The sequence below is a fragment of the Mycolicibacterium sediminis genome, assembly GCF_010731735.1.
Lineage (GTDB): Bacteria > Actinomycetota > Actinomycetes > Mycobacteriales > Mycobacteriaceae > Mycobacterium > Mycobacterium sediminis.
On record NZ_AP022588.1, the window covers coordinates 4,008,597 to 4,033,891 of the forward strand.

Sequence of the window (25,295 nt, forward strand, 5' to 3'; positions counted from 1 at the left end):
GCCCTGTGGATGGCCGGTTGACCAGCTAGGCCGTCGCGGTCCGCAGCACGGCGAACGAGTGGCCGGGGATCGTCGTGGTCTGGCCGACGTCGGGTTCGTCCCAGGCGCACACCACCTCGCCGGTGACGGGCACCGCGGCAGGGGACTCGCCGAGGTTGCACGCGATGGCGAGGCTGCCGCGCCGCAGCACGATCCAGCGGGCGTCCTCGTCGAAGTCCACGCCGAGGTCGTCGAGCCAGTGGTCGGCCATGTCGGGTTCGTCGCGCCGCAGCGCGATGAGCCGACGGTAGGTGTCGAGCAACCGGCCGTGGTCGGCCTCGCGGACCTCGTCCCACTTGAGCTTCGAGTTCTGGAACGTCTGCGGGTCCTGCGGGTCCGGGATCTCGTCGGCGTCCCAGCCGTGCGCGGCGAACTCGGCCTTGCGGCCCTCCGCGGTCGCGCGGGCCAACTCTGGTTCGGGGTGGCTGCTGAAGAACTGGAACGGGCTCGACGAACCCCACTCCTCACCCATGAACAGCATTGCGGTGTACGGCGATCCGAGGACCAGGGCCGCCTTGACCGCCTGCTGACCGGGGGTCAGGTTCTGCGAGGGCCGGTCACCGGTCGCGCGGTTGCCGACCTGATCGTGGGTCGTCGTGTACGCGAGCAGTCGGGTGGCGGGAATGGTCGTGGTGTCCAGCGGCCTGCCGTGCCGGCGGTGCCGGAACGACGAGTACGTGCCGGCGTGGAAGTACCCGTTCTTCAGTGTCTGCGCGAGCGTCGCCAGCGAGCCGAAATCGCCGTAGTAGCCCTGCCGCTCACCGGAGACGGCGGTGTGGATGGCGTGGTGGATGTCGTCGTCCCACTGCGCCGTCATGCCGTAGCCGCCGCGGTCTCGCGGGGTGATGAGCCGCGGATCGTTCTTGTCGCTCTCGGCGATCAGCGACAGCGGACGGCCCAGTTCGGTTGCCAGCGAATCGGTCTCGGTCGCCAGCTCCTCGAGGATGTGGACGGCCGTGGTGTCCACCAGCGCGTGCACGGCGTCCAGCCGCAGGCCGTCGGCGTGAAAGTCGCGCATCCAGCGCAGCGCGCAGTCGATGATGTAGCGACGGACCTCGTCGGAGTCGTCGTCGGCGATGTTGATGCCCTCGCCCCACGGGTTGCTGGCGCTCGAGAGGTAGGGCCCGAACATCGGCAGGTAGTTGCCGGACGGCCCGAGGTGGTTGAACACGGCGTCGATCAGCACGCCGAGACCCTTGCGGTGGCAGGCGTCGACGAACCGCACCAGGGCGTCGGGGCCGCCGTACTGCTCGTGAACGGCATACCAGAGCACGCCGTCGTAGCCCCAGCCGTGTGTGCCGCCGAAGGCGTTGACCGGCATGAGTTCCACGACGCCCACGCCGAGGTCGAGCAGGTGGTCGAGGCGCTCGACGGCGGCGTCGAGGGTGCCCTCGGGCGTGAACGTGCCGATGTGGAGTTCGTAGACGACCTCGCCCTCGATGGAGCGGCCCACCCAGTCCTGGTCGCTCCACGTGGCCTGGGCCGCGTCCCATAGCGCCGAGCGTTCGTGGACGCCGTCGGGCTGGCGCGCCGAGCGTGGGTCGGGCAGCACCTTCGGGTCGTCGTCGAGCAGGAACCCGTAGCGCGCATCGGGTTCGGCGTCGACGGTGGTCCGCCACCAGCCGTCGTCGGAGCGGGTCATGTCGTGGACGGTGCCGTCGAGGTCCAGTCGGACCAGCTCGGGCCGGGGGGCCCAGACGGCGAATTCGTGGTCGGTCACGCGTCCTTCTCCAGTAGTGCGACGGGCAGTTCGGCGAACAGGTCGGCGGCGGCCACCCGCCCGCGAAGGCTGCGGCCGGTGAGCCGCTCGGTCCAGGTCCCCTCGGGCAGGTCGATGGTCGCGTCGCCCCAGCCGGGTTCGGCCAGCCGTGCGGTCCAGCGGCTCGCCGCGACCAGCACGTCGGCGCCGCGCTGGAACGCCACGACGTGCTCGCGTGCGGTACCCGCGGCGGGGATCGGACGGTAGCCGGCCGAGGTGAAGACCTCGGGACGCTCACGGCGCAGGTGCAGTGCCGCGGTGGTGACGCGCAGCTTGTTGTGGTCGCGGGTGTTCAGCGCCTGCCGGTGCATCGCGTAGTCGACCGGCCTGCGGTTGTCGGGGTCGACGAGGCTGTCCTCCCACAGTTCGGTGCCCTGGTACACGTCGGGGACGCCGGGGGCGGTGAGGTGGATCAGCTTCTGGCCCAGGGCATCACTGCGGCCGTAGGGATCGAGGCGGCCCACCAGCGAGGTCAGCTCCGTGGCGACCGGCCCGTCGAGGATCGCGTCGAGCCACGCGTGCACGCCGTCCTCGAAGTCGGCGTCCGGATCGTTCCAGGTGGTGTGGGTGGCGGCCTCCCGGATGGCCTTCTCGGTGTAGGCGTGCAGCCGCTCCCGCAGCTCCTGGGTGACGTGGCCGGTGATGGGCCAGACGCCGAAGACGTTCTGCAGCAGGAACAGTGCGGTGCCGGTGTCCGGTGGCGGCGTGGCGGCCAGCCACCCCCCGACCAGTTCGCTCCACAGCGACGGCACCTGTGACAGGACGCCTATGCGGGCCCGGACGTCCTCGCCACGCTTGGTGTCGTGGGTGGTGAGCGTCGTCATGGCGGCGGGCCACGACCGGGCGCGGACCGCGGTGCGGTCGTGGAACTCGGCCTTGCCGACGCCGAACCACTCCGGTTCGCCGCCCACCTCGTTGAGCGACACCAGCCGGGCGTCACGGTAGAACAGGCAGTCCTCCATGGACTTGGCCGTGGCCGCGCCGCACAGCTGCTGAAGGCGGGTCGACACCTCCGGGCTGGTCTCCGCGGCGGTGATCACGATCGACAGCGCCTCGGCGAGTTCGGGTGCGGTGCCGATGCTCTCGGCCGCCGCGACCGAGAGGACGGTCGACAGCGGCGTGTAGTCCGACCGGTACACGCCCACGTGGCTCAGCAGCTCGGCCACCGCTGCGGGGACCCGGGGGTGGTCCTCGCCCGTGGCGGCGACGATGGCGCGGGTCAGGCGGGCCAGCTCGCTGCTCAACGTGTCGGTGACGGCCTTGACCTTCAGCGCGCGGGCCATGCCGGGCATTTCGGAGTGCGCGACGTCGGCGGTGTCGACCAGCTCGGTCAGGGCGTCGCGCCCCGTCGGGTCGATGAAGAGTCCACCGATCTCGCGCAGCGCGTCGTAGCCGGTGGTGCCCTGAACGGGAAGCGTCGGGTCCAGCGGCTCGGTGACCGCGAGGATCTTCTCGATGACGATCCACGCGTCGGGGCCGGTCAGCTCGCGCAGCCACCGAAGGTACAGCGTCGGGTCGGACAGGCCGTCCGGGTGGTCGATGCGGATGCCGTCGACTATGCCCTCGTCGAACCAGCGCTTGACTTCGACGTGCGTGGCGTCGAACACCGCGCGGTCCTCCTGGCGCAGACCCGCCAGCGAGGTGATCGAGAAGAACCTGCGGTACCCGCAGACGTTGTGCTTCCAGCCGATCAGCCGGTAGTGCTGCCGGTCGTAGACCTCGGCCGCGGTGCCCGTACCGGTGCCCGGTGCGATGGGCCACGTCCGGTCGCCGAGGCGCAGCACGTCGCCGTCCACCTCGAGGCCGGCGAGGTCGTCGTCGGAACCGAGCACGGGCAGCACGATCCGGCCGTCCGGGTCGAGGGTCCAGTCGATGTCGAAGAAGGATGCGTACGCCGACTCGCGGCCGTGCGTCAGCAGGTCCCACCACCAGGCGTTCTGGGTGGGGTCGTCCACGCCGACGTGGTTGGGCACGATGTCGACGATGACGCCCATGCCGCGTTCGTGGGCGGCCGCCGACAGTCGCGAGAGCCCTTCGGGCCCACCGAGTTCGGCGGACACCGTGGTGGGGTCGGTGACGTCGTAGCCGTGGGTCGAGCCCGCCGCCGCGGTCAGGATGGGGGAGAGGTAGACGTGGCTGACGCCGAGGTCGTCGAGGTAGTCGATCAGGTCGACGGCGTCGGCGAAGGTGAACTGGTCACCCCGCATCTGCAGGCGGTAGGTGGAGAGGATGGGTCGGGATGACATGTTCTGTTAAGCCGTCTTTCGTAGGACGATGACGGACCGGCCCTGCATGGATGCCGTCTCGCCCGCCGCGAGCACCAGGTCGGTGGCTCCGGTCGGGTCCGCGGTGTCCAGTGCGCCGGTCCATTCGGCCGCGTAGTCGGCGCCGGGGGCGACGAAGTCCACGGGATTGCTGTGTGCGTTGAAGCAGAGCAGGAAGGTGTCGTCGACGACGCGTTCGCCGCGTGCGTCGTGGGACGGGATGGCGTCGCCGTTGAGGAACATGGCGACGAACTTGAAGCCCGAATCCCATTCGCGCGACGTCATTTCCGTGCCGGACGGGGTGAGCCAGGCGATGTCGCGGACCTGGTCGTCGGTGCGCACGAGTGGCTTGCCCTCGAAGAAGCGCCGTCGCCGGAACACGGGGTGCTCCTTGCGGAGCGTGGTGACGCGACGCGAGAACGTCATCAGGTCGGCGTTGGTCTCGCACATCGACCAGTCCATCCAGGAGATCTCGGAGTCCTGGCAGTAGACGTTGTTGTTGCCGTGCTGGGTGCGACCGAACTCGTCGCCGTGGCTGATCATCGGTGTGCCCTGGCTCACCAGAAGGGTGGTTATCACGTTGCGCTGCTGCCGGGCGCGCAGGGCGAGGATGTCCGGGTCGTCGGTCGGGCCTTCGACGCCGCAGTTCCATGACCGGTTGTGGCTCTCGCCGTCCCGGTTGTCCTCGCCGTTGGCCTCGTTGTGCTTCTCGTTGTAGGACACCAGGTCCGCGAGCGTGAAACCGTCGTGGGCGGTGACGAAGTTGATGCTGGCACTGGGACGCCGGCCCGTCGCCTCATAGAGGTCCGAGGACCCCGTGAGTCGAGATGCGAATTCGCCAAGGGATGCGGGTTCTCCTCGCCAGTAGTCACGAACGGTGTCGCGATACTTCCCATTCCATTCGGTCCACAAACCCGGAAAATTGCCGACCTGATAACCGCCCTCGCCGAGGTCCCAGGGTTCGGCGATGAGCTTGACCTGACTGATGACGGGGTCCTGCTGCACCAGGTCGAAGAACGCGGACAGCCGGTCGACGTCGTAGAACTCGCGCGCCAGGGTCGAGGCGAGGTCGAACCGGAAGCCGTCGACGTGCATCTCGAGTACCCAGTAGCGCAGTGAGTCCATGATCACCTGCAGCGTGTGGGGGTGCCGCACGTTGAGGCTGTTGCCGGTGCCGGTGAAGTCCTTGTAGTACTTGAGGTCGCCGTCGAGCAGCCGGTAGTAGGCGGCGTTGTCGATGCCCCGGAAGTTGATTGTCGGACCGAGGTGGTTGCCCTCGGCGGTGTGGTTGTAGACGACGTCGAGGATGACCTCGATGCCCGCCTCGTGGAACGACCGCACCATGGTCTTGAACTCGGCGACCGCGCCGCCGGCGTTCTGGTTGGACGAGTACTGGTGGTGCGGCGCGAAGAAGCCGAAGGTGTTGTAGCCCCAGTAGTTTCGCAGTCCGAGGTCCACCAGCCGGTGGTCGTGGAGGAACTGGTGCACGGGCATCAGCTCGATCGCGGTGACGTTCAGCGACTTCAGGTGATCGATGATCACCGGGTGGGACAGTCCGGCGTACGTGCCGCGCTGCTCCTCGGGGATCGCGGGGTGCGTCTGCGTCATGCCCTTGACGTGCGCCTCGTAGATGACGGTCTCGTGGTACGGGGTGTTCGGGGCGCGGTCCGACTGCCAGTTGAAGAAGGGGTTGATGACGACGCTGGTCATGGTGTGACCCAGTGAGTCCACCCGCGGTGGGGTGCCGCCGGCGGCGAGGTCCTCGGCCGCCAGGTCGTAGGAGAACAGCGCCTGGGTGAACTCGAACTCGCCGTGGAACGACTTGCCGTACGGGTCGAGGAGCAGCTTGCTCGGGTCGCACCGGTGTCCGGCGGCCGGATCCCACGGGCCGTGGACGCGGAAGCCGTACCGCTGTCCGGGCGAGACGGTGGGCAGGTAGCAGTGCCAGACGAAGCCGTCACACTCGTCGAACGGAATCCGTTCCTCGGTGCCGTCGGTGTCGATGAGGCACAGGTCGACCCGGTCGGCGACCTCGGAGAACACCGAGAAGTTGGTTCCTGCCCCGTCGTACGTGGCGCCCAGGGGGTACGCCGCGCCCGGCCAGATCGCGGAGACCACGCCTCACCACCAGCCGGTGATCGAGGCTATCTGGCGGCCCAACTCGGTGGTCATGGTGCGCATGTAGGTGGCCGTGAAGTGATGGGAGTCGTGGTAGATCAAGACGTTTCCCTCCACGGCGCGACAGTAGTCCTCACGGCACACCGCATCACTCATGTCGAGCGGCTTCAGCAGCGGGAACTGCGCGACGAAGTCCAGCGTGGGGTTGCGGTCGGACAGTACCTCGGACCGCTTGATGCCGCAGGAGATGGCGTCGCCGCCCTTCGCCAGGCAGTCGGACGGGAAGAAGGGCTCGCCGTCGCGCACGTTCCACGGGGTGTCGCGCATCGCCAGCACCGGGATGCCCGCGTCCGACAGCGCCTGCCAGATGCCGACGTAGGTACCGGGCATGACGTCGCCGTCCTTGACGTTCCACGGCCGGGTCGACGTGGTGAACACGAAGTCCGGGTGGTCGGCGATGAGCCGCGGCATCACCTTCTCGTTCCACTCGTGGCACGCCGGGTACTTGCGGTTGTCGCCCATGACCAGAGGCACCTCCTCGGTGGTCAGGGGGCAACCCATCTTGAGGTAGGTGACGACCTTGAACCCGTGCTTGCGGCCGAGGAGGTCCAGGGCGGTGATCCAGTGTTCGGCGTGCGAGCCACCCGCCAGGGCGATGGTGCGGGTGGCCGATTCGTCCCCGTAGGCGCAGCTGATCACGTCGACGTCGTCGAAGTCGCCGATGCAGTCGTCGAGGGTGGTCTGCGGCAGGTCGTCCTTGGCCTCCAGGACCGTCGGTCGCATCGGCAGCTTCGGCACCTTGGCGCGGTTGACCAGGGCGCGCGCCCCCGGGTAGTCCCGCGACGACAGCCCGGACAGTTCCTTGCCGTTGGCCCGCTGGACGGTCACGTGCTCACGCCACGTGAACGACGTCGCCGTGAGCGCCACGCCCAGCAGTGTCACGATCGAGCCGAGGACGATCGTCGGTCGGCGCAACCGCGTGCGCAGCGGCACGGCGGACTTGGCCTTCTGCGCACCGGACGAGCGCAGGCGCAGCGGGTCCTCGACGTAGCGGGTGGTCAGCCAGGCCAGCACGCCGGAGACGAGCAGCACGACCGCGCCGTCCAGCAGCGTCGCACTGGTGTGCCCGCTGTACGCGAGCCAGAAGATCAGCAGCGGCCAGTGCCACAGGTACAGCGAGTAGGCCATCGCGCCGAGCGACACGAACGGTGCGGTCGCCAGGAGGCGGTTCGGTAGCGGCATCCGGCCGTCCGAGCCCTCGAGGTGGGGGTCGGCGGCGCGGTTGGCGGCGCTGAGGATGAACAGGATGGTCGCGCCCACCGGCACCAGGGCCCACGGTCCGGGGAACTCGTGCACCCCGTCGATGAACGCGCCGCACGACAGGATTGCGGCCAGCGCGATCACCGAGACGATGGTCCGCAGCCACATCGGCCATCGGACGTGCTGCACCAGTGCGCCCGCGAGCGCGCCGAGCAGGAGTTCCCAGGCCCGGGCGAAGCTGTCGTAGTAGGCGGTCGCCTGGTCGGCCTGGTGCGCGATGATCGCGTACACGAACGACGCGATGGTCAGTGCCGACAGCAGGACGACGAGCACGACGCGCAGGTGGCGGCCCAGGAGGCGGCGCAGCAGGAAGCCCAGGCCGAACACCAGCAGCAGGAACGACACGTAGAACTGCCCCTGCACCGACATCGACCAGATGTGCTGCAGCGGGCTGACCGCCTCGCCCGCGCGCAGATAGTTCGAGGCGGTGTTCGCCAGCTCCCAGTTCTGGTAGTACCCGAGGCTCGCGAGGCTCTGGTCGGCGAAGGTCTCCCACCGGGTCTCGGGCTGGACCAGGATCGTCAGCACGGCGGACGCGGCCAGGACGACCACCAGGGCGGGCAGCAGACGCCGCACCAGCCGCATCACCTCGGGCAGCGGGGCCAGCGACGCCGTCGGGCTGAGCGCCGCGCGGAGCAGCCGGCCGCCGAAGAAGAACCCGGACAGTGCGAGGAAGACGTCGACGCCACCGGAGACCCTGCCGAACCACACGTGGAACACGGCGACGAGCGCGATCGCGATGCCGCGCAGACCGTCGAGGTCGTGCCGATAGAACCCGGACGCCCGCGTGCCCATCGAGGCGGGTTCGGTGGACCCGGAATCGGTGCGCGGCGCCGTCCGGGGTGGGGCGAGGGTCAGCATGGTCGTCGGACAATCTACCGTGCGGGCTCGTGCGCGCCCATGTCGAACAGTGGCGCACGGGATGCGAGAGGATGGCCCGGTGGCAGCGTTGACGCCCGCCCAGATCAGCGCGATCGACGCTGCCCACGTCTGGCATCCGTACAGCACCATCGGCGCCGCCGCGGTGCCTCCGGTCGTCGCGGTCGGCGCGAAGGGGACGGGCGTGACGGTGGTCCGCGACGGCCACCCGGTCGAGGTCATCGACGCGATGAGTTCGTGGTGGACGGCGATCCACGGGCACGGCCACCCGGTGCTGGACGCCGCGATAACCCGCCAGTTGGCGACGATGAACCACGTCATGTTCGGGGGCCTGACCCACGAACCGGCCGCACGGCTCGCGCAGCTGCTCGTCGACGTCACCCCGGCCGGTCTGGACACCGTCTTCTTCAGCGACTCGGGGTCGGTGTCGGTCGAGGTCGCGGCGAAGATGGCGCTGCAGTACCAGGTGGCGCGCGGCCGGCCGGGCCGGCACCGCCTCATGACGTGGCGTGGCGGATATCACGGCGACACGTTCACCCCGATGAGCGTCTGCGACCCGGACGGCGGCATGCACTCGCTGTGGGCGGGGGTGCTCACCCCGCAGGTGTTCGCCCCCCGGGTGCCGTCGGAGTACGACCCCGCCTACGCCCGCGCGTTCGCCGCGCAGCTCGCCGACCGGGCCGACGAGGTGGCGGCGGTGATCGTCGAACCGGTCGTGCAGGGCGCGGGCGGCATGCGCTTCCACGACCCCCGCTATCTCGCCGATCTGCGCGCGGCGTGCTCGAGCCACGACGTGCTGCTGATCTTCGACGAGATCGCCACCGGGTTCGGCCGGACGGGGGAGATGTTCGCCGCCGACCTGGCGGGCGTCGCGCCCGACGTGATGTGCGTGGGGAAGGCGCTGACGGGCGGCTACCTGACGCTCGCGGCGACGCTGTGCACCACCGAAGTGGCCGAGACGATCAGCGCCAGCGAGGCAGGCGCGCTGATGCACGGTCCGACGTTCATGGCGAACGCGCTCGCGTGCGCGGTGTCCGTGGCATCGGTGGAGCTGCTGATCGGTCAGGACTGGCGCGGCCGGGTGCGCGCGATCGAGGCGGGACTGCGCGACGGTCTCGCGCCGGCCCGCGAGCTGGAGAACGTGGCCGACGTGCGGGTCCTCGGCGCGATCGGCGTCGTCGAGATGGCACAGCCCGTCGACATGCGGGTGGCCACCAGGGCGGCCCTCGACCACGGGTTGTGGCTCCGCCCGTTCCGCAACCTCGTCTACGCGATGCCGCCGTTCGTCTGCACGCCCGACGAGGTGGCGACTATCGGGGCCGGGATGGTCGCCGTCGCCCGTGCACTAACCTGAACGGTGTTCAGGTAGGGGTCTCGGTCGGAGGAGTACCAGGTGACGCGCCCACGTTCGTCGCACGCCGTGTCGGCGATGCCCTCCCCGCTGGCCTGGCTCGGCGAGGTCGAGGCGCAGCGCCGCGACGCCGGCCTGCGCCGGTCGCTGCGCACCCGTCCGCCCGTCGGAGTCGACCTGGACCTCGCCTCCAACGACTACCTCGGACTCTCGACGCATCCCGCGGTCATCGAGGGCGGGGTCGAGGCGCTGCGCACCTGGGGTGCCGGGTCCACCGGGTCGCGGCTGGTGACGGGCAACACCGAACTGCACGAGGGCTTCGAGTCGGACCTCGCGGACTTCGTGGGGGCCGAGTCGGCGCTGGTGTTCTCGTCGGGTTACACCGCCAATCTCGGTGCGGTGGTGGCACTCTCGGGTCCGGGTGCGGTCGTGGTGTCCGACGCCTACACGCACGCGTCGCTGGTCGACGCGTGCCGGCTGTCGCGGTCACGGGTGGTGGTGACCCCGCACCGCGACGTCGACGCGATCGACGTGGCGCTGCGCGACCGGACCGAGGAGCGCGCCGTCGTCCTGACCGACTCGGTGTTCAGCGCCGACGGCGCGATGGCCCCGCTGCGGGCGATGCACGACGTCTGCCGTCGGCACGGCGCGCTGCTGATCGTCGACGAGGCCCACGGCCTCGGCGTGCGGGGGACCGGCGGCCGGGGCCTGCTGCACGAGGTGGGCCTGGCCGGGGCGTCCGACGTGGTGGTGACGACCACGCTGTCCAAGGCGCTCGGCAGCCAGGGCGGCGTGGTGCTGGGTCCCGCGGCGGTCCGCGCCCACCTGATCGACGCCGCCCGGCCCTTCATCTTCGACACCGGTCTCGCTCCGGCCGCGGTCGGTGCCGCATGGGCCGCGCTGACGGTGTTGCGTGCCGAGCCGTGGCGGGCCGACGACGTCCTGCGGCACGCGGCGGCGCTCGCCGGGGTGTGCGGCGTCGCCGAGGTGCCGGGCTCGGCGGTGGTGTCGGTGATCCTCGGCGAACCGGACGTCGCGTTCGCCGCGGCCGCCGCCTGCCTGGACCGCGGCGTGCGCGTCGGCTGCTTCCGGCCGCCCACGGTGCCCGTGGGCACCTCCCGGTTGCGCCTCACCGCCCGCGCGTCGCTCGACGCCGACGAACTGGCGCTCGCCGGACGCGTGCTCACCGAGGTGCTTGCGGACGCACGCGGGTGAGCGTCGTCGTCGTCACCGGGACCGACACCGGCGTGGGCAAGACCGTCGCCACCGCCGCGCTCGCATGCCACGCCAGGCTGGCCGGCATCCCGGTCACCGTGTGCAAGCCGGTGCAGACCGGGTCCGGCCCCACGCTGACCGAGGGCGACGACGACCTCGCCGAGGTGGCCCGCCTGGCCGGCGTCGACGCGCTGGTCCGCGGCTGGCGGTACCCCGAACCGCTGGCACCCGTGGCCGCCGCGGAGCTGGCGGGAACGCCGCTGCCCACCCGAATGCAGTTGCGCGAGTTGGTCTCTGGCGCGGACGAGCCGGGGCGCCTGGTGATCGTGGAGGGCGCGGGCGGCGTCCTCGTCGAGATCGGCGCCGACGGGGTCACGCTGCGCGACGTCGCCACCGACGTCGGGGCGCCGGTCCTGGTGGTGGCGGCCGCGGGGCTGGGCACCCTCAACCACACGGCGTTGACGGTCGAGGCGCTGGAGACCAGGGGCGTGCGGTGCGCCGGTGTCGTCGTGGGGTCCTTCCCCCTGCGGCCCGGACCTGCCGAAGCCACCAATCGCGTCGCCCTGGGCGCGATCGCGCCGGTGCGTGCCGCGCTTCCCGCCGGCGCCGGTGCCCTCGATCCCGCGGCGTTCGCCGACCTCAGTCAGTCGGCGTTCGACGACCGCTGGGTGCGGAGTCTGCTGTAGTGGCCCACTCGCTCGAACTGCTCGTCGACGACGCCACCGACGCGGCGGTCCGCCGGGAGTGGGCGGCGCTCGCCGACACCGGGCTGCCGAGCCAGGCCCGCCATCGGTCGCCCACCAACCGCCCGCACGTCACGGTCGCGGTGTCCGATCACATCGCCGCCGACGTCGATCCGCTGCTGGCCGACGTGATCGGGGACCTGCCGCTCGAGTGTCGGCTCGGGGCGCCGGTGGTGTTCGGTCGACGGAGCCTGACCCTGGCTCGGCTGGTGCTGCCGTCGGTGCCCCTGCTGGGCTTCCACGACCACGTCTCGGCGATCTGCGCGCCGCATCAGACGCCGGGGCCCTTCCCGCACTCGTTGCCCGGCCGGTGGACGCCGCACGTGACGCTGTGCCGCCGGCTGGCGCCGACCGATCTGCCCGCCGCGCTCGCCGTGATCGAGGCCGTCGAGCTGGTGGGCGTGTTGGACCGGCTACGCCGATGGGATGGCGACGCCCGTGTCGACACCATCCTGGGTGCCTGACTGCCTCTGCGCCGACATCCCGTCGACGAGGAGCCGGAGCCCGAAGGCGAAGCGGCCGTTGGGATCCGAGTCCCAGACCGACTGCGTGCCGGTCAGTGCTCCCGCCGCGTCCCACTGGAGCCGGGACTGCTCGTCGGCGGTGAACCCCAGCACGTAGTAGACGACCGTGCGGGCGGCCAGCTCCGCGGTGCCGGGTTCGAAGCCCGCGCCCCCGGCGGCGTCGACCAGCTGCGCGACGATCCGGCCGAGGACCGCCGAGCGGCCGGAGGCGAACGTCGCGGACACCAGTTCGGCGCCGTCGGTGGAGGAGAGCAGCGCGTCGCGCAGCGCGGCGCCGATGGCCAGGATGCGCGCGGTCCACGTGGCGTCGGCGACGGGACGTGCGGCGGGCTCGAGGATGCGGTCGGCGACCGCGCCGAGGAGTTCCTGCTTGTCGGCGAAGTGCCAGTAGAGCGCGCCGGGGGTGAGGCCGAGTTCGCGCGCCAGCCGACGCATGGTCAGGTCGGCGATGCCGTACTCGTCCAGGAGGTGCGCGGCACGGTCGACCACTTCTGACCGGCCGTAGCGGTGGTGCGGTTCCACGCCTGTATCCTAAACACCGTTCAAGTGGGACGTGCAGACGTCGGATGCAGAGATGGAGTGCCGGGTGACGAGAGCGGCGACGAGCGTGCTGGACGTGGCGCGCGAGCAGGTGCTGGACCGGGGCGAGGGCCTCGACCAGGAACAGGTGCTGGCGGTGCTGCAGCTCTCCGACGACCACCTCGAGGACCTGCTGGCCCTCGCCCACGACGTCCGGATGAAGTGGTGTGGGCCCGAGGTCGAGGTCGAGGGCATCATCAGCCTCAAGACCGGCGGCTGCCCCGAGGACTGCCACTTCTGCTCGCAGTCGGGACTGTTCGCCTCGCCGGTCCGCAGCGCGTGGCTCGACATCCCCAGCCTGGTCGAGGCCGCCAAGCAGACCGCGAAGTCCGGTGCGACGGAGTTCTGCATCGTCGCGGCCGTCCGCGGACCCGACGAGCGTCTGCTGGCTCAGGTGGCGGCGGGCATCGAGGCGATCCGCAACGAGGTCGACATCCAGATCGCCTGCTCGCTGGGCATGCTGACCCAGGAGCAGGTCGACCAGCTCGTGGGCATGGGCGTGCACCGCTACAACCACAACCTCGAGACCGCACGGTCGCACTTCCCCAACGTCGTCACCACGCACTCCTGGGAAGAGCGCTGGGGCACCCTCGAGATGGTGCGCGAGGCCGGCATGGAGGTCTGCTGCGGCGGCATCCTCGGCATGGGCGAGACGCTCGAACAGCGCGCCGAGTTCGCCGCGAACCTCGCCGAACTCAACCCGCACGAGGTGCCGCTCAACTTCCTCAATCCCCGCCCGGGCACGCCGTTCGGCGATCTCGACGTCCTGCCCGCGTCGGAGGCACTGAAGGCCGTCGCGGCCTTCCGTCTCGCGCTACCGCGCACGATGCTGCGGTTCGCCGGCGGGCGCGAGATCACCCTCGGCGACCTCGGCGCCAAGCAGGGCATCCTCGGCGGCATCAACGCCGTGATCGTGGGCAACTACCTGACCACGCTCGGTCGCCCCGCAGAGGCGGACCTCGAACTGCTCGAGGACCTGCAGATGCCGATCAAGGCGCTCAACGCGACACTGTGACGGTGGCGCCGAGGTACAACGTCTACACCGGGGAACCCGAGGGCGGTGACACCCCGGCGGCCGCACGTCTGGGCCTGGAGCCGCCGCGGTTCTGCGCGGAGTGTGCGCGCCGGATGATCGTCCAGGTGCGGCCGGACGGGTGGTCGGCCCGGTGTTCCCGGCACGGTGCGCTCGACTCGAAGGATCTGGAGAAGCGATGACCCACTCCGCCGGACCGGTGCTCGCGCCCCCGAGTGCCCAGGAGCCGCCGCGCACCTCGCGTCAGCGCGCAGCAGTCACCCTGGTGGCGGCACTGACGCTGGCCGGTGTGCTCGTCGGTGCCGCGTGGGCGTGGCTGGCACCCGGCATCTCCGCCGCCATCGGCCTGAACCGCTCCGGCGAGCGCGTGCACGGGTACGTCGGCGACGGTGCGGACCACCTGTTCCTCGGGGCGTTCCTGCTCGTCGGCATGGTGTCGGTCGTCGCGATCGTCGCCGCCGTGTGGGCGTGGCGGTGGCGGGCACACCGCGGCCCGCTCACCGTCACGGCGCTGTCGGTGGGGGCGATGGCCGCAGCGGGTGCGGCGGCGGGAGTCGGTGCGGCACTGGCCCATTGGCGTCACGGCGCCGTCGACATGGCATCGGCGCCGGTGAGCCCGGAACGCCGCGTGTACTACCTCACCGAGGCGCCCGCCGTGTTCTTCGGGCACACCCCGCTGCAGATCGCGCTGACCGTCGTCTTCCCGGCCGGCATCGCCGCGCTCGTCTACGCCGTGTTCACGCTGTCGACGCTGCGCGACGACCTCGGCGCATGGCCGCCGGTCGAGACGGCATTCGGTCACGCGCGGCCGATGGTGGCCCCGCCGGCGCCGGCCGCGGCTACTGATCCAGCACGGACAGCGGACGACGTTCCACCCGTCGACCCAGGATCACCTTCGCGCTGATGAACCCGAGGCGCAGCATGCCCCGGTAGGTGGACGGGTTGAGCATCGTCGGCCACTGGGTGCGCAGACGGTTCTCCGAGAGCGGCCGGTCGTTGATGCGGTCGCGCAGCCACCGCAGCGCCATCGGCGCGGACAGCGGGTGCAGCAGCATGTGCTCGCTGAACATGTCGCGGTGGTAGGTCACGTGCGCACCGCCGCGCTCGTAGGTCTCGCTCAGCCGGTCGATGTCGTCGACCGACACGATCTTGTCGTGCACGGCCTGGACGATGAGTACCGGCGGCGTGGGCGTGCTGGTGCCGAGCTTGATGCTCTCGAAGACGTGCTGCACCTCGGGCGTGTCGAGGATCTCCTGCAGCGGCCGGTCGACGAGGTCGTCCATGTCCTTGCCGCTCAGCCACAGGACGGCGTGTGCGGTGGTCATCCGATGGAGGCGGGCCAGCATCTTCTTGCCGTCGGGCGTGGCGTGCTGGTCGATCACCCGGTCGAGCTCCGGATACACGTGGGTGAGCGCGGCCACCACCAGGGCGGGCAGCCCGGAGAAGCGGCTGCCGTTGAGCCGCCTGTACGCGCTGCCCAGATCGGCGACGGGGGAGCCCAGGACGGCGCCGACGACGTTGAGTTCGGGCGCGTACTGCGCGTACGTCTCGGCGGCCCATGCGGTGGCGAGGCCGCCGCCGGAGTAGCCCCACAGGCCGACCGGTGCCTCCTGCGACAGGTTCAGGGGCTCGAAGTTCAGCGCGGCACGCAGGCCGTCGAGGATGTGGTAGCCCGGTTCGCGCGGGGCGCCCCAGATGCCGTCGGATCCCTCGTGGTCGGGCACCGAGACCGCCCAGCCCTCGGCCAGCGCCGCGGAGATCAACAGGAACTCGAACTGCGCGAGGGCGCCGACGGCCTTGGCGCCGCGCCGTAGGGCGTACGAGGGGAAGCACCGTCCGGAGATGGCGTCGATCGCGCACTGGTAGGACACGATCGGACAGGGCCGCACGCTGTCGCGCTCGGTGGGCACGATCACCGTGGTGACCGTGGTGTCCGGCAGCCCGTTCATGTCGACGGTCCGGTACAGCAGCTGGGTGCCGGTCAGCTTCTGGGGAACGAGACCCATGAATGCCAGCGACACGTCGCGCGACCGCAGCACCGTGCCGGGACGGGCGTGTTCGAAGCCGTCCGGGGGCAGGTAGAACGAATCGCTGTCAGGTAGCTGTGGTCGTTGGCGCGGCTGAAGCTCCTGGTGAGGGACCTGGCCGATCCACTCGGCGCCGGTTGCCTCGGCCGCATTGCCAAAATCCATCCAGCCATTGTCTCTTACGGATCCCTTAGGGCCAAGCAGGGGCCGGGTTTCACCCCGGCGGACGAAGTGCGGCGAACTCGTCGGTGACCCGGTAGCGCGACTCGATGAAGCGGTACATCGCGGCGGGCCGCCCCCCGCCAGGGCCCGACTTCGCGGTGGTTCCGGTGGGGGTGATGACTCCGCGCCGGACCAGGACCCGCTGCAGGTTGGTCGCGTCGACCTGATAGCCCAGGGCGGCGCCGTACACGTCGCGCAGCGTCGAGAGCGCGAACTCCTGGGGCGCGAGTGCGAAGCCGATGTTGGTGTAGGAGAGCTTGGCGTTGAGCCGGGTGTGGGCGTTGGCGACCATCGTCTCGTGGTCGAAGGCCATCGGGGGGAGCGCGTCGACCGGGTGCCACCGGGTGTCGGACGGAAGGGCCGGCGTGGCGGGGGCGGGCACCAGGCCGAGGAACGTCGAGGCGATGGCGCGGCCGCCGAACACGCTGTCGGGCACCCGATCCGGCTGGCTGAACACCGCGAGCTGTTCCAGGTGGGCCACCTCCCGGAGGTCGACCTTCTCCGCGAGCTGACGGCGCACCGAGCTGGTCATGTCCTCGTCGTCGCGGAGCTGGCCACCGGGCAGGGACCAGGAGCCCCGCTGGGGTGCCATGGCGCGTTCCCACAGCAGCACGCTGAGCCGGGGCGTCCGGGTGTCGAGCCGGCGGACCTGAAACACGACGGCCAGCACTTCGTGGGAGGTGCTACGATGAGGCATGTTTTCGATCATAAGTCGAAAACCTCCCGAGTCAAAGGAGACGGCCATGACGGTGTTGGACCGCACGGCGGAGTCAGGCGGGTGGGCCGCACGCATCACCGACGGCCCCGGTGGCTACGGCGGCGTCGTGGCCGACGAGGAGTGGGCAGCCGAGATCCGCAGGCTCGCCGACCTCCGGGGCGCGACGCTGCTGGCGCACAACTACCAACTGCCCGCCATCCAGGACGTGGCCGACCACGTCGGCGACTCCCTGGCGCTGTCCCGGATCGCGGCCGAGGCCCCGGAGGACACCATCGTCTTCTGCGGCGTGCACTTCATGGCCGAGACGGCGAAGATCCTGAGCCCCGAGAAGACCGTGCTGATCCCCGACCAGCGGGCGGGCTGCTCGCTGGCCGACTCGATCACCGCCGACGACCTGCGGGCCTGGAAGGCGGAGTTCCCCGACGCCGTCGTGGTCTCCTACGTGAACACGACCGCCGCGGTGAAGGCGCTCACCGACGTCTGCTGCACCTCGTCCAACGCCGTCGAGGTGGTCGCCTCCATCCCCGCCGACCGCGACGTGCTGTTCTGCCCCGACCAGTTCCTCGGCGCGCACGTGCGCCGGATCACCGGCCGCACGAACCTGCACGTCTGGGCCGGCGAGTGCCACGTCCACGCGGGCATCAACGGCGACGAACTCGCCGCGCAGGCCCGCAGCCACCCCGACGCCGAGCTGTACGTGCACCCCGAGTGCGGCTGCGCCACCTCGGCGCTCTACCTCGCCGGCGAGGGCGCCGTCCCCGAGGACCGGGTCAAGATCCTGTCCACCGGCGGCATGCTCGACGCGGCCAGGGCGACCCGCGCACGTCAGGTCCTGGTGGCCACCGAGGTCGGGATGCTGCACCAGTTGCGCCGTGCCGCACCGGATGTCGACTTCCTGGCCGTCAACGACCGCGCGTCGTGCGGCTACATGAAGATGATCACGCCGGCAGCGCTGCTCCGCTGCCTGCTCGAGGGTGCGGACGAGGTCCACGTAGACCTGGAGACCGCACGGCTGGCGCGAGCCAGCGTTCGGCGGATGATCGAGATCGGACAGCCCGGCGGCGGGGAATGACCACCACGTCCTGCGGGGGGCCCGGCTACTGGCAGCAGCGCGCCGACGTCGTGGTCGTCGGCACCGGCGTGGCCGGGCTCGCCGCGGCGCTGGCGGCCCAACGACGCGGTGCGCGCGTCGTGGTCCTGAGCAAGGCCGCCGAGCCCACCGGATCGACGGCGACGTTCTACGCCCAGGGCGGCATCGCCGTCGTCATCCCCGACGGGGACGACTCGGTGGAGGCGCACGTCGCGGACACCATCGCCGCGGGCGGCGGGCTGTGTGATCCCGTCGCGGTGACCTCGATCGTCGCCGACGGGTACGGAGCCGTCGCCGACCTCGTCGGTGCCGGTGCGCGCTTCGACGAGGCGGCGCCCGGCCGGTGGTCGCTGACCAAGGAGGGTGGGCACTCCCGGCGCCGCATCGTGCACGCGGGCGGCGACGCCACCGGAGCAGAGGTGCAGCGCGCGCTCGACCGCGCCGCCGACCTCCTCGACGTCCGATTCGATCACGTCGTGCTGCAGGTACTTCGGACCGACGACGCGGTGACCGGTGTCCTGGTGCACGACGGTGCCGGCCTCGGCCTGATCCATGCGCCGTCGGTCGTCCTGGCCACGGGCGGGATGGGTCACCTGTACTCGGCCACCACCAATCCCGACGGCTCCACCGGCGACGGCGTGGCACTGGCGCTGTGGGCCGGGGTTCCGGTGAGCGACGTCGAGTTCGTCCAGTTCCATCCCACGATGCTCTTCGACGGCAACGCGGCGGGGCGGCGTCCGCTCGTCACCGAGGCGCTGCGCGGCGAGGGAGCGCGTCTGGTGGACGCACGCGGTGGATCGATCACCGCCGGCGTACACCGGATGGGCGACCTCGCGCCGCGCGACGTCGTGGCGGCGGCGATCGAGGCCCGCCTGACCGAGACCGGGGACGCCTGCGTCTACCTGGACGCGCGTGTCGTCCCCGACGTCGCGACGCGTTTCCCGACGGTCACCGCCGCCTGTCGGGCGGCGGGCATCGACCCTGCGCTGCAGCCGATCCCCGTGGTGCCCGGCGCCCACTACAGCTGCGGTGGCGTGGTGACCGACGTGACGGGCAAGACCGAACTGGCCGGCCTGTTCGCCGCGGGCGAGGTCGCGCGCACCGGCATGCACGGCGCCAACAGGTTGGCGTCCAACAGCCTGCTCGAGGGTCTGGTGGTCGGCGGTCGCGCCGGACGCGCGGCGGCGGGCCACGCGATCGATGCGGGTCCGGCGCCGGTGGTCCTGCCCAGCGGTGAACGTCGGATGACGCTGCCGCGCAACGAACTGCAGCGGGCGATGTCCCGGCACGCCGGCGTCGTCCGGGACGGCGCCGGACTGCGCACCCTGGCGAGCATGCTCGACGCCGCCACGGCGGTGCCGCTGCGCGGTCGCGTCGACCTCGAGGACGCCGCCCTCGTGGCGTCCGCCCGGGCACTCGTCGCCGCGGCCCGCGACCGCACGGAATCGCGGGGGTGTCACCACCGGTCGGACCACCCCGGAACCGATCCGGCTCGGGCGGCGAGCACGGTCGTGCGCCACTCGTCGGGCCGCCCGACCGTCGGCAGGGCCGTCGCCGTGTCCGTCGAGGCACTGCCGGTGGAGGTGTGCGCGTGAGGCTCACCGAGTCGGAACGGGCGGAGGCCGCCGCCGCCATCGGCCGCGCCCTCGCCGAGGATCTGCGCTACGGCCCCGACGTGACTTCGGAGGCGACCGTGGCCGCGGACGCCACGACGATCGCAGCGATGGTGACCCGTGAACCCGGCGTCGCCGCGGGAGTCGAGGTGGCACTGATGGTGCTCGACGAGGTGCTGGGCGCCGGCGCGTACCAGGTGCTCGACCAGGTGGAGGACGGCACGCTACTCGACGCCGGCGCAGTGCTGCTGCGCGTCGAGGCGACGACGCGCGGACTGCTCACCGCCGAACGCACGATGCTGAACCTGGTCTGTCACCTCAGCGGGATCGCCACCGCCACGGCGCAGTGGGTGGACGCCGTGGCGGGCACCCGCGCGCAGATCCGCGACACCCGGAAGACGTTGCCGGGCTTGCGGATACTGCAGAAGTACGCCGTGCGGGTGGGCGGCGGCGTGAACCACCGGATGGGGCTGGGCGACGCCGCGCTCATCAAGGACAACCACGTCGCCGCGGCCGGCGGGGTCCTCGAGGCGCTCAAGGCGGTTCGCGCCGTCGCCCCGGATCTGCCGTGCGAGGTGGAGGTCGACTCCCTCGAGCAGCTCGACGACATCCTCGGCGAGGACGTGGAACTCGTCCTGCTCGACAACTTCCCGGTGTGGCAGACGCAGGTCGCTGTGCAGCGCCGGGACTCCCGTGCGCCCGGCACCCTGCTCGAGTCCTCGGGTGGCCTGTCGGTGGACGCGGCCGCCGAGTACGCGGGCACCGGCGTCGACTACCTCGCCATCGGCGCGCTCACCCACTCCGTGCGGGTGCTCGACGTCGGCCTCGACGTCTAGCCTCCGTCAGGCGGCGGCGCCGCGTCGCACCAGCGACAGCAGCACCGCGGCGGTGGCGAAGAGTCCGGAGAAGCTGCGGTTGACGAGGGTCTGCCGGCGCGGGGTGTGCATCACGCGCAGGAGCCGCACCGAGAGCCGGGTGTAGAGGCCCATCACGACGACGTCGACCGCGATCATCGTGACGCCGATCGCCAGGTACTGCGGAGGCAACGGCTGCGTCGGCACGACGAACTGCGGCAGCACCGCCAGGAAGAACACCAGGCCCTTCGGGTTCGTCGCGTTGACCAGGAATCCGCGGACCACCAGTGCGAGCCTGCCGCCGTCACCCGGCGCGTCCACTCGTTCGCCGAGGTCGTGCGGGGCCGCACGCCACTGCCGGACCGCGAGGTACAGCAGGTAGCCCACCCCCACCCACTTGATGACGGTGAACGCGACGATCGAGTTGGTGACGACGGCGCCGAGACCGAGCGCGACCAGCGCGAGCTGCAGCATCAGGCCGATCTCGAGGCCGAGGATGCTCCAGTATCCGCGGCGCACGCCGTGGGTCAGCCCGGTGGCCATCGACTGGATCGCGCCTGCACCCGGGCTCAGCGCGATCAGGATCGCCGCACCCAGGAACGCCAGCCACAGTTGCCACGTCATGGGCCGAAGTGTGGCAGCCGGGCGCCGCGGGGCTCAACCGGTTATCCGGCCCCGGCTGCGGGCGGGTCAGGCGATGTCGGCGACGAACGTGCCCTGCCGCTTGGCGAGGGCACGCGGCACACGGGGGAGGGCCGGATCGACCGTGCCCGCGGGCAGCACCCGGGGGTTGATGAGATGGAGGTCCTCGCGGCCGACGTGGATGTCGGCCTCACCGGCGGCGAGCACGTTCTTCACCCAGTTGGTCTTGCCGTGCATCAGCCCGATGGCGAGGAGGTCGTCCGTGCGGTAGGCGGTGACGATCGTCTCGAAATCCTTGCCGGACGTGCGCCCGCGGTGGCGGATCACCGCGAAGCCGGGCATGCGCTTCGACAGCGGCCGCAGCAGCGGGTTGACGTACTTGATCTGCAGACGTTCCAACCACACCGGCATCAGCATCGGAACGCCGGGGGCGTTGTTGGGGTGGTCTTTCCTCGACGACGACGTGGACATGACGGCTCCCGGATTCGATTTGGTCTGCTCTGGGACAATAGAGGCATGGAGGTAGCCGTGAACAGCTCGTCATCCGGTTCGACGATGCCCCGCATCGACCTACGGGGGAAGACCCCGACGGTGGCCGGGCTGCGCGCGGTGCTGCCGCGCGGCGGCGTGGACGTCGACTCGGTGCTTCCGACGGTGCGCCCGATCGTCGACGCCATCGCCGAACGGGGCACCGAGGCGGCGCTCGAGTTCGGCGAGCGCTTCGACGGTCTGCGGCCCGCCGCGGTCCGGGTGCCCGCCGCGAGCCTCACCGCGGCACTCGCGACGCTCGATCCGGCCGTGCGCGCCGCACTCGAGGTCGCGATCGAGCGGACCCGCGCCGTGCACGGCGACCAGCGCCGGACCGACACCACCACCACGCTCGGGCCGGGCGCCACGGTCACGGAGCGGTGGGTGCCCGTCGATCGGGTGGGCCTCTACGTGCCCGGCGGCAACGCGGTGTATCCGTCGAGCGTCGTGATGAACGTCGTGCCGGCGCAGATCGCGGGCGTCGAGTCACTCGTCATCGCGAGCCCGCCGCAGTCCGACCCGGATGGGCCCTTTCATGGGCTGCCGCACCCGACGATCCTCGCTGCTGCCGAACTCCTGGGCGTCGACGAGGTGTGGGCGGTCGGCGGTGCGCAGGGTGTGGCGCTGCTGGCGTACGGCGGCACCGACACCGACGGCGCCGAACTCGCCCCCGTCGACATGATCACCGGTCCGGGCAACATCTACGTGACCGCCGCCAAGCGGATCTGCCGGTCCCAGGTCGGCATCGACTCCGAGGCGGGCCCCACCGAGATCGCCGTCCTCGCCGATCACTCGGCCGATGCCGTGCACGTCGCCGCGGACCTCATCAGCCAGGCCGAGCACGACGAGATGGCCGCCTCGGTGCTGGTCACCACGAGCCCGGACCTGGCCGACGCCACCGACGTCGAGCTGGCGGCGCAGCTCGCCACGACGGTGCACCGGGAGCGCGTCACGACGGCGCTGACGGGCAGGCAGTCGGCGATCGTGCTGGTCGACGACATCGATACCGGGATCCGCGTCGTCAACGCCTACGCGGCCGAGCACCTCGAGATCCAGACGGTCGACGCCGCCGCGGTCGCCGGCCGGATCCGTTCCGCCGGAGCGATCTTCGTCGGCGCGTTCTCACCCGTCAGCCTGGGGGACTACTGCGCGGGGTCCAATCACGTCCTGCCGACCGCGGGGTGCGCGCGGCACTCGAGTGGGTTGTCGGTGCAGACGTTCCTGCGCGGCATCCACGTCGTGAACTACGGCGAGGCGGCGCTCAAGGACGTCGCGGAGCACGTGATCGCGCTCGCCAACGCCGAGAACCTGCCGGCCCACGGTGAGGCGGTCCGGCGGAGGTTCGGCGGGCCGGAGCGCAGCGACGCGGGGATTGGTTAGAGCCAAGTGACGCAGAAGATCACGCTGGACGACCTGCCGCTGCGCGACAACCTCCGGGGCAAGTCGCCCTACGGGGCACCGCAGCTGTCGGTTCCCGTGCGGCTCAACACCAACGAGAACCCGCACCCACCGACTCAGGCGCTCGTCGACGACGTCGCGGCCTCGGTGCGCGACGCGGCGTCCGAGCTGCACAGGTATCCCGACCGCGACGCGGTGCTCCTGCGCAGCGACCTCGCCGCCTACCTGACCGCTCAGGTCGGGGTGCGCGTGGACACCGGAAACGTCTGGGCGGCCAACGGGTCGAACGAGATCCTGCAGCAACTGCTGCAGGCCTTCGGCGGCCCCGGCCGCACCGCCCTCGGATTCGTGCCGTCCTACTCGATGCACCCGATCATCTCCGACGGCACGCAGACCGATTGGCTCGAGGCGAGCAGGGCCGAGGACTTCGGCCTCGACGTCGAGGCCGCGGTGGCCGCCGTCGTCGACCGCCGTCCCGACGTGGTGTTCCTCGCGAGCCCCAACAACCCGTCCGGGCAGAGCGTCTCGCTCGACGACCTGCGTCAGCTGCTCGAGGCCGCACCCGGTGTGGTGATCGTCGACGAGGCCTACGGCGAGTTCTCCTCCCAGCCCAGCGCCGCGCACCTGCTCGAGGACTTCCCCGCCAAGCTCGTCGTCACCCGGACGATGAGCAAGGCCTTCGCCTTCGCCGGCGGACGGCTCGGCTACCTCGTCGCCGACCCCGCCGTGATCGACGCGCTGCTCCTGGTCCGGCTGCCGTACCACCTCTCGGTGGTGACCCAGGTGGCCGCCCGGGCCGCGCTGCGTCACGCCGACGACACGCTGGGCAGCGTCGCGACGCTGATCGCCGAGCGCGAGCGCGTCGCAGAGGCACTGTCGGGCATGGGTTTCCGGGTCATCCCCAGCGACGCGAACTTCGTGCTCTTCGGCGAGTTCGCCGACGCGCCCGCGGCCTGGCAGGCCTACCTCGACGACGGGGTGCTGATCCGGGACGTCGGAATCCCCGGCTACCTGCGCGCCACCGTCGGACTCGAGGAGGAGAACGACGTGTTCCTCGACGCGAGCGGCCGCCTCGCCGAGACCGAATCGACCATCACCAGCAGCCCCCTAGGAGCCCCACGATGAACAGTCCGGCGAACGCACCGGCATCTCGCCGCGCGAGAGTCGAACGCAAGACCAAGGAATCCGACATCGTCGTCGAGATCGACCTCGACGGCACCGGCCGGACCGACATCAGCACGGGGGTGCCGTTCTTCGATCACATGCTCACCTCGCTCGGCAGCCACGCCAGCTTCGACCTGACCGTGCACGCCACCGGCGACGTCGAGATCGAGGGTCACCACACCGTCGAGGACACCGCCATCGTGCTCGGTCAGGCACTCGGCGAGGCCCTCGGCGACAAGCGCGGGATCCGTCGGTTCGGCGACGCCTTCATCCCGATGGACGAGACGCTGGCGCACGCGGCCGTCGACGTGTCGGGCAGGCCCTACTTCGTGCACACCGGTGAGCCGGAATTCATGGTGCACTTCACGATTGCGGGCTCGAGCGCGCCGTACCACACCGTGATCAACCGCCACGTCTTCGAATCGCTGGCCTACAACGCGCGCATCGCGCTACACGTCCGCACGCTGTACGGCCGCGATCCGCACCATATCACCGAGGCCGAGTTCAAGGCCGTCGCCCGCGCACTGCGCCAGGCCGTCGAACCCGATCCCCGCGTCACGGGCGTGCCGTCCACGAAGGGCACTCTGTGACCAGAAGGTCCGTCGTCGTGCTCGACTACGGTTCGGGCAACCTGCGGTCGGCGCAGCGCGCCCTGGAACGGGTGGGCGCCGACGTGGAGGTCACCTCGGACCCTGCCGCGGCCGCGGCCGCCGACGGGTTGATGGTGCCCGGCGTCGGCGCGTACGAGGCGTGCATGACCGGCCTGCGGGCCATCGGCGGGGAGCAGATCGTCGCCTCGCGGCTGGCGAACGACCAACCCGTGCTCGGGGTGTGCGTCGGCATGCAGATCCTGTTCGCCCGGGGCGTCGAGTTCGGCGTCGAATCCGTGGGCTGCGCCCAGTGGCCGGGCTCGGTGGTCCGGCTCGACGCACCCGTCATCCCGCACATGGGCTGGAACGTGGTGGAGGCGGCCGACGACACCCGGCTGTTCGCCGGCATGGATCCCCAGACCCGCTTCTACTTCGTGCACTCCTACGCCGCGCAGACGTGGGAGGGCGACCCGAGCGCGAAGCTCACGTGGGCCAACCACCACGTGCGCTTCCTTGCGGCCGTCGAGGACGGACCGCTGTGGGCCACGCAGTTCCACCCCGAGAAGAGTGGCGACGCCGGTGCGGCCCTGCTGTCCAACTGGCTGAAGGAACTAGGGTGATCCGT

At 71.0% G+C, this 25,295-nt stretch carries 23 protein-coding genes; 14 read left to right on the forward strand and 9 right to left on the reverse strand.

The window, feature by feature from the left end:
* Positions 1-25: 25 nt before the first annotated feature.
* The 4 genes from treZ to G6N64_RS19215 are packed head-to-tail and all read right to left on the reverse strand — an operon-like array spanning position 26 to position 8,361.
* Entirely contained in the window at positions 26-1,759 is a 1,734-nt protein-coding gene (treZ, locus tag G6N64_RS19200) for a malto-oligosyltrehalose trehalohydrolase (protein WP_163798816.1), read from the reverse strand.
* A complete protein-coding gene (gene treY, locus G6N64_RS19205; RefSeq protein ID WP_163798819.1) occupies positions 1,756-4,044 on the reverse strand; it encodes a malto-oligosyltrehalose synthase in 2,289 nt (762 codons plus the stop codon). The genes treZ and treY overlap by 4 nt, the downstream gene beginning before the upstream one ends.
* Positions 4,045-4,050: 6 nt before the next feature.
* The gene (gene glgX, locus G6N64_RS19210; protein WP_163798821.1) at positions 4,051-6,180 is read right to left on the reverse strand and encodes a glycogen debranching protein GlgX; all 2,130 of its coding nucleotides are present in this window, start codon (positions 6,178-6,180) and stop codon (positions 4,051-4,053) included.
* 3 nt (positions 6,181-6,183) lie between these two features.
* Entirely contained in the window at positions 6,184-8,361 is a 2,178-nt protein-coding gene (locus tag G6N64_RS19215) for an acetyltransferase SucT (RefSeq protein WP_163798823.1), read from the reverse strand.
* Between the two features lie 61 nt (positions 8,362-8,422).
* Here G6N64_RS19215 and G6N64_RS19220 point away from each other — a divergent pair, with 61 nt between their 5' ends.
* The 4 genes from G6N64_RS19220 to G6N64_RS19235 all read left to right on the forward strand — a co-directional run bounded on the left by G6N64_RS19220 (position 8,423) and on the right by G6N64_RS19235 (position 12,152).
* Positions 8,423-9,733, forward strand: coding sequence for an adenosylmethionine--8-amino-7-oxononanoate transaminase (locus G6N64_RS19220; RefSeq protein ID WP_163798825.1), 1,311 nt, complete (start codon positions 8,423-8,425; stop codon positions 9,731-9,733).
* 75 nt (positions 9,734-9,808) lie between these two features.
* Complete coding sequence (locus G6N64_RS19225; RefSeq protein WP_163801940.1) at positions 9,809-10,945, forward strand: 8-amino-7-oxononanoate synthase; 1,137 nt, start codon at positions 9,809-9,811, stop codon at positions 10,943-10,945.
* Positions 10,942-11,631 (forward strand): dethiobiotin synthase, encoded by a 690-nt coding sequence (gene bioD / locus G6N64_RS19230; protein WP_163798827.1) that lies wholly within the window; start codon positions 10,942-10,944, stop codon positions 11,629-11,631. The genes G6N64_RS19225 and bioD overlap by 4 nt, the downstream gene beginning before the upstream one ends.
* Positions 11,631-12,152 carry a 2'-5' RNA ligase family protein gene (locus tag G6N64_RS19235; RefSeq protein ID WP_163798829.1) on the forward strand — a complete coding sequence of 174 codons (522 nt, stop codon included), beginning with the start codon at positions 11,631-11,633 and terminating at the stop codon, positions 12,150-12,152. Before bioD ends, G6N64_RS19235 begins: the two co-directional genes overlap by 1 nt.
* Here the strand turns inward: G6N64_RS19235 and G6N64_RS19240 are convergent.
* Positions 12,102-12,734 (reverse strand): TetR family transcriptional regulator, encoded by a 633-nt coding sequence (locus tag G6N64_RS19240; protein WP_246230712.1) that lies wholly within the window; start codon positions 12,732-12,734, stop codon positions 12,102-12,104. The two genes, G6N64_RS19235 and G6N64_RS19240, sit on opposite strands and share 51 nt — an antisense overlap.
* 52 nt (positions 12,735-12,786) lie before the next feature.
* On the opposite strand from G6N64_RS19240, the gene bioB reads away from it, so the two are divergent.
* From bioB to G6N64_RS19255, 3 genes are read left to right on the forward strand one after another with little or no spacing between them, the layout of a single operon-like run.
* Entirely contained in the window at positions 12,787-13,806 is a 1,020-nt protein-coding gene (bioB, locus tag G6N64_RS19245; protein WP_163801941.1) for a biotin synthase BioB, read from the forward strand.
* Positions 13,807-13,808: 2 nt separating this feature from the next.
* Positions 13,809-14,006, forward strand: coding sequence for a biotin synthase auxiliary protein BsaP (gene bsaP / locus G6N64_RS19250; protein WP_163798831.1), 198 nt, complete (start codon positions 13,809-13,811; stop codon positions 14,004-14,006).
* Complete coding sequence (locus G6N64_RS19255) at positions 14,003-14,728, forward strand: DUF2567 domain-containing protein (protein ID WP_163798833.1); 726 nt, start codon at positions 14,003-14,005, stop codon at positions 14,726-14,728. The genes bsaP and G6N64_RS19255 overlap by 4 nt, the downstream gene beginning before the upstream one ends.
* Here G6N64_RS19255 and G6N64_RS19260 read toward each other — a convergent pair.
* The gene (locus tag G6N64_RS19260) at positions 14,664-16,016 is read right to left on the reverse strand and encodes a lipase family protein (RefSeq protein WP_163798835.1); all 1,353 of its coding nucleotides are present in this window, start codon (positions 16,014-16,016) and stop codon (positions 14,664-14,666) included. The two genes, G6N64_RS19255 and G6N64_RS19260, sit on opposite strands and share 65 nt — an antisense overlap.
* A gap of 49 nt (positions 16,017-16,065) precedes the next feature.
* The gene (locus G6N64_RS19265) at positions 16,066-16,770 is read right to left on the reverse strand and encodes an NUDIX hydrolase (RefSeq protein ID WP_163798837.1); all 705 of its coding nucleotides are present in this window, start codon (positions 16,768-16,770) and stop codon (positions 16,066-16,068) included.
* Between the two features lie 46 nt (positions 16,771-16,816).
* Here G6N64_RS19265 and nadA point away from each other — a divergent pair, with 46 nt between their 5' ends.
* The 3 genes from nadA to nadC are packed head-to-tail and all read left to right on the forward strand — an operon-like array spanning position 16,817 to position 20,330.
* The gene (gene nadA, locus G6N64_RS19270) at positions 16,817-17,863 is read left to right on the forward strand and encodes a quinolinate synthase NadA (protein ID WP_163798839.1); all 1,047 of its coding nucleotides are present in this window, start codon (positions 16,817-16,819) and stop codon (positions 17,861-17,863) included.
* Positions 17,860-19,476, forward strand: a complete 1,617-nt coding sequence (locus G6N64_RS19275) for an L-aspartate oxidase (protein ID WP_163798841.1) — start codon at positions 17,860-17,862, stop codon at positions 19,474-19,476. The genes nadA and G6N64_RS19275 overlap by 4 nt, the downstream gene beginning before the upstream one ends.
* Complete coding sequence (gene nadC / locus G6N64_RS19280; protein WP_163798842.1) at positions 19,473-20,330, forward strand: carboxylating nicotinate-nucleotide diphosphorylase; 858 nt, start codon at positions 19,473-19,475, stop codon at positions 20,328-20,330. Before G6N64_RS19275 ends, nadC begins: the two co-directional genes overlap by 4 nt.
* A 6-nt stretch (positions 20,331-20,336) precedes the next feature.
* On the opposite strand, the gene G6N64_RS19285 is transcribed toward nadC, so the two are convergent.
* Together G6N64_RS19285 and G6N64_RS19290 are read right to left on the reverse strand one after the other, a co-directional pair.
* Positions 20,337-20,972, reverse strand: a complete 636-nt coding sequence (locus tag G6N64_RS19285) for a LysE family transporter (RefSeq protein ID WP_163798844.1) — start codon at positions 20,970-20,972, stop codon at positions 20,337-20,339.
* 66 nt (positions 20,973-21,038) lie between these two features.
* The gene (locus G6N64_RS19290; RefSeq protein ID WP_197748285.1) at positions 21,039-21,461 is read right to left on the reverse strand and encodes a nitroreductase family deazaflavin-dependent oxidoreductase; all 423 of its coding nucleotides are present in this window, start codon (positions 21,459-21,461) and stop codon (positions 21,039-21,041) included.
* Positions 21,462-21,506: 45 nt separating this feature from the next.
* Here G6N64_RS19290 and hisD point away from each other — a divergent pair, with 45 nt between their 5' ends.
* Genes hisD through hisH form a run of 4 tightly spaced genes read left to right on the forward strand, consistent with a single transcriptional unit; the run spans position 21,507 to position 25,290 of the window.
* Complete coding sequence (gene hisD / locus G6N64_RS19295; protein ID WP_163798846.1) at positions 21,507-22,898, forward strand: histidinol dehydrogenase; 1,392 nt, start codon at positions 21,507-21,509, stop codon at positions 22,896-22,898.
* 6 nt (positions 22,899-22,904) lie between these two features.
* Positions 22,905-24,041, forward strand: coding sequence for a histidinol-phosphate transaminase (locus tag G6N64_RS19300; RefSeq protein WP_163798848.1), 1,137 nt, complete (start codon positions 22,905-22,907; stop codon positions 24,039-24,041).
* Positions 24,038-24,670: an imidazoleglycerol-phosphate dehydratase HisB gene (gene hisB / locus G6N64_RS19305; RefSeq protein WP_163798850.1), complete on the forward strand. Its 633-nt coding sequence runs from the start codon at positions 24,038-24,040 to the stop codon at positions 24,668-24,670. The genes G6N64_RS19300 and hisB overlap by 4 nt, the downstream gene beginning before the upstream one ends.
* Positions 24,667-25,290, forward strand: coding sequence for an imidazole glycerol phosphate synthase subunit HisH (gene hisH / locus G6N64_RS19310; RefSeq protein ID WP_163798852.1), 624 nt, complete (start codon positions 24,667-24,669; stop codon positions 25,288-25,290). The genes hisB and hisH overlap by 4 nt, the downstream gene beginning before the upstream one ends.
* Positions 25,291-25,295 lie beyond the last annotated feature (5 nt).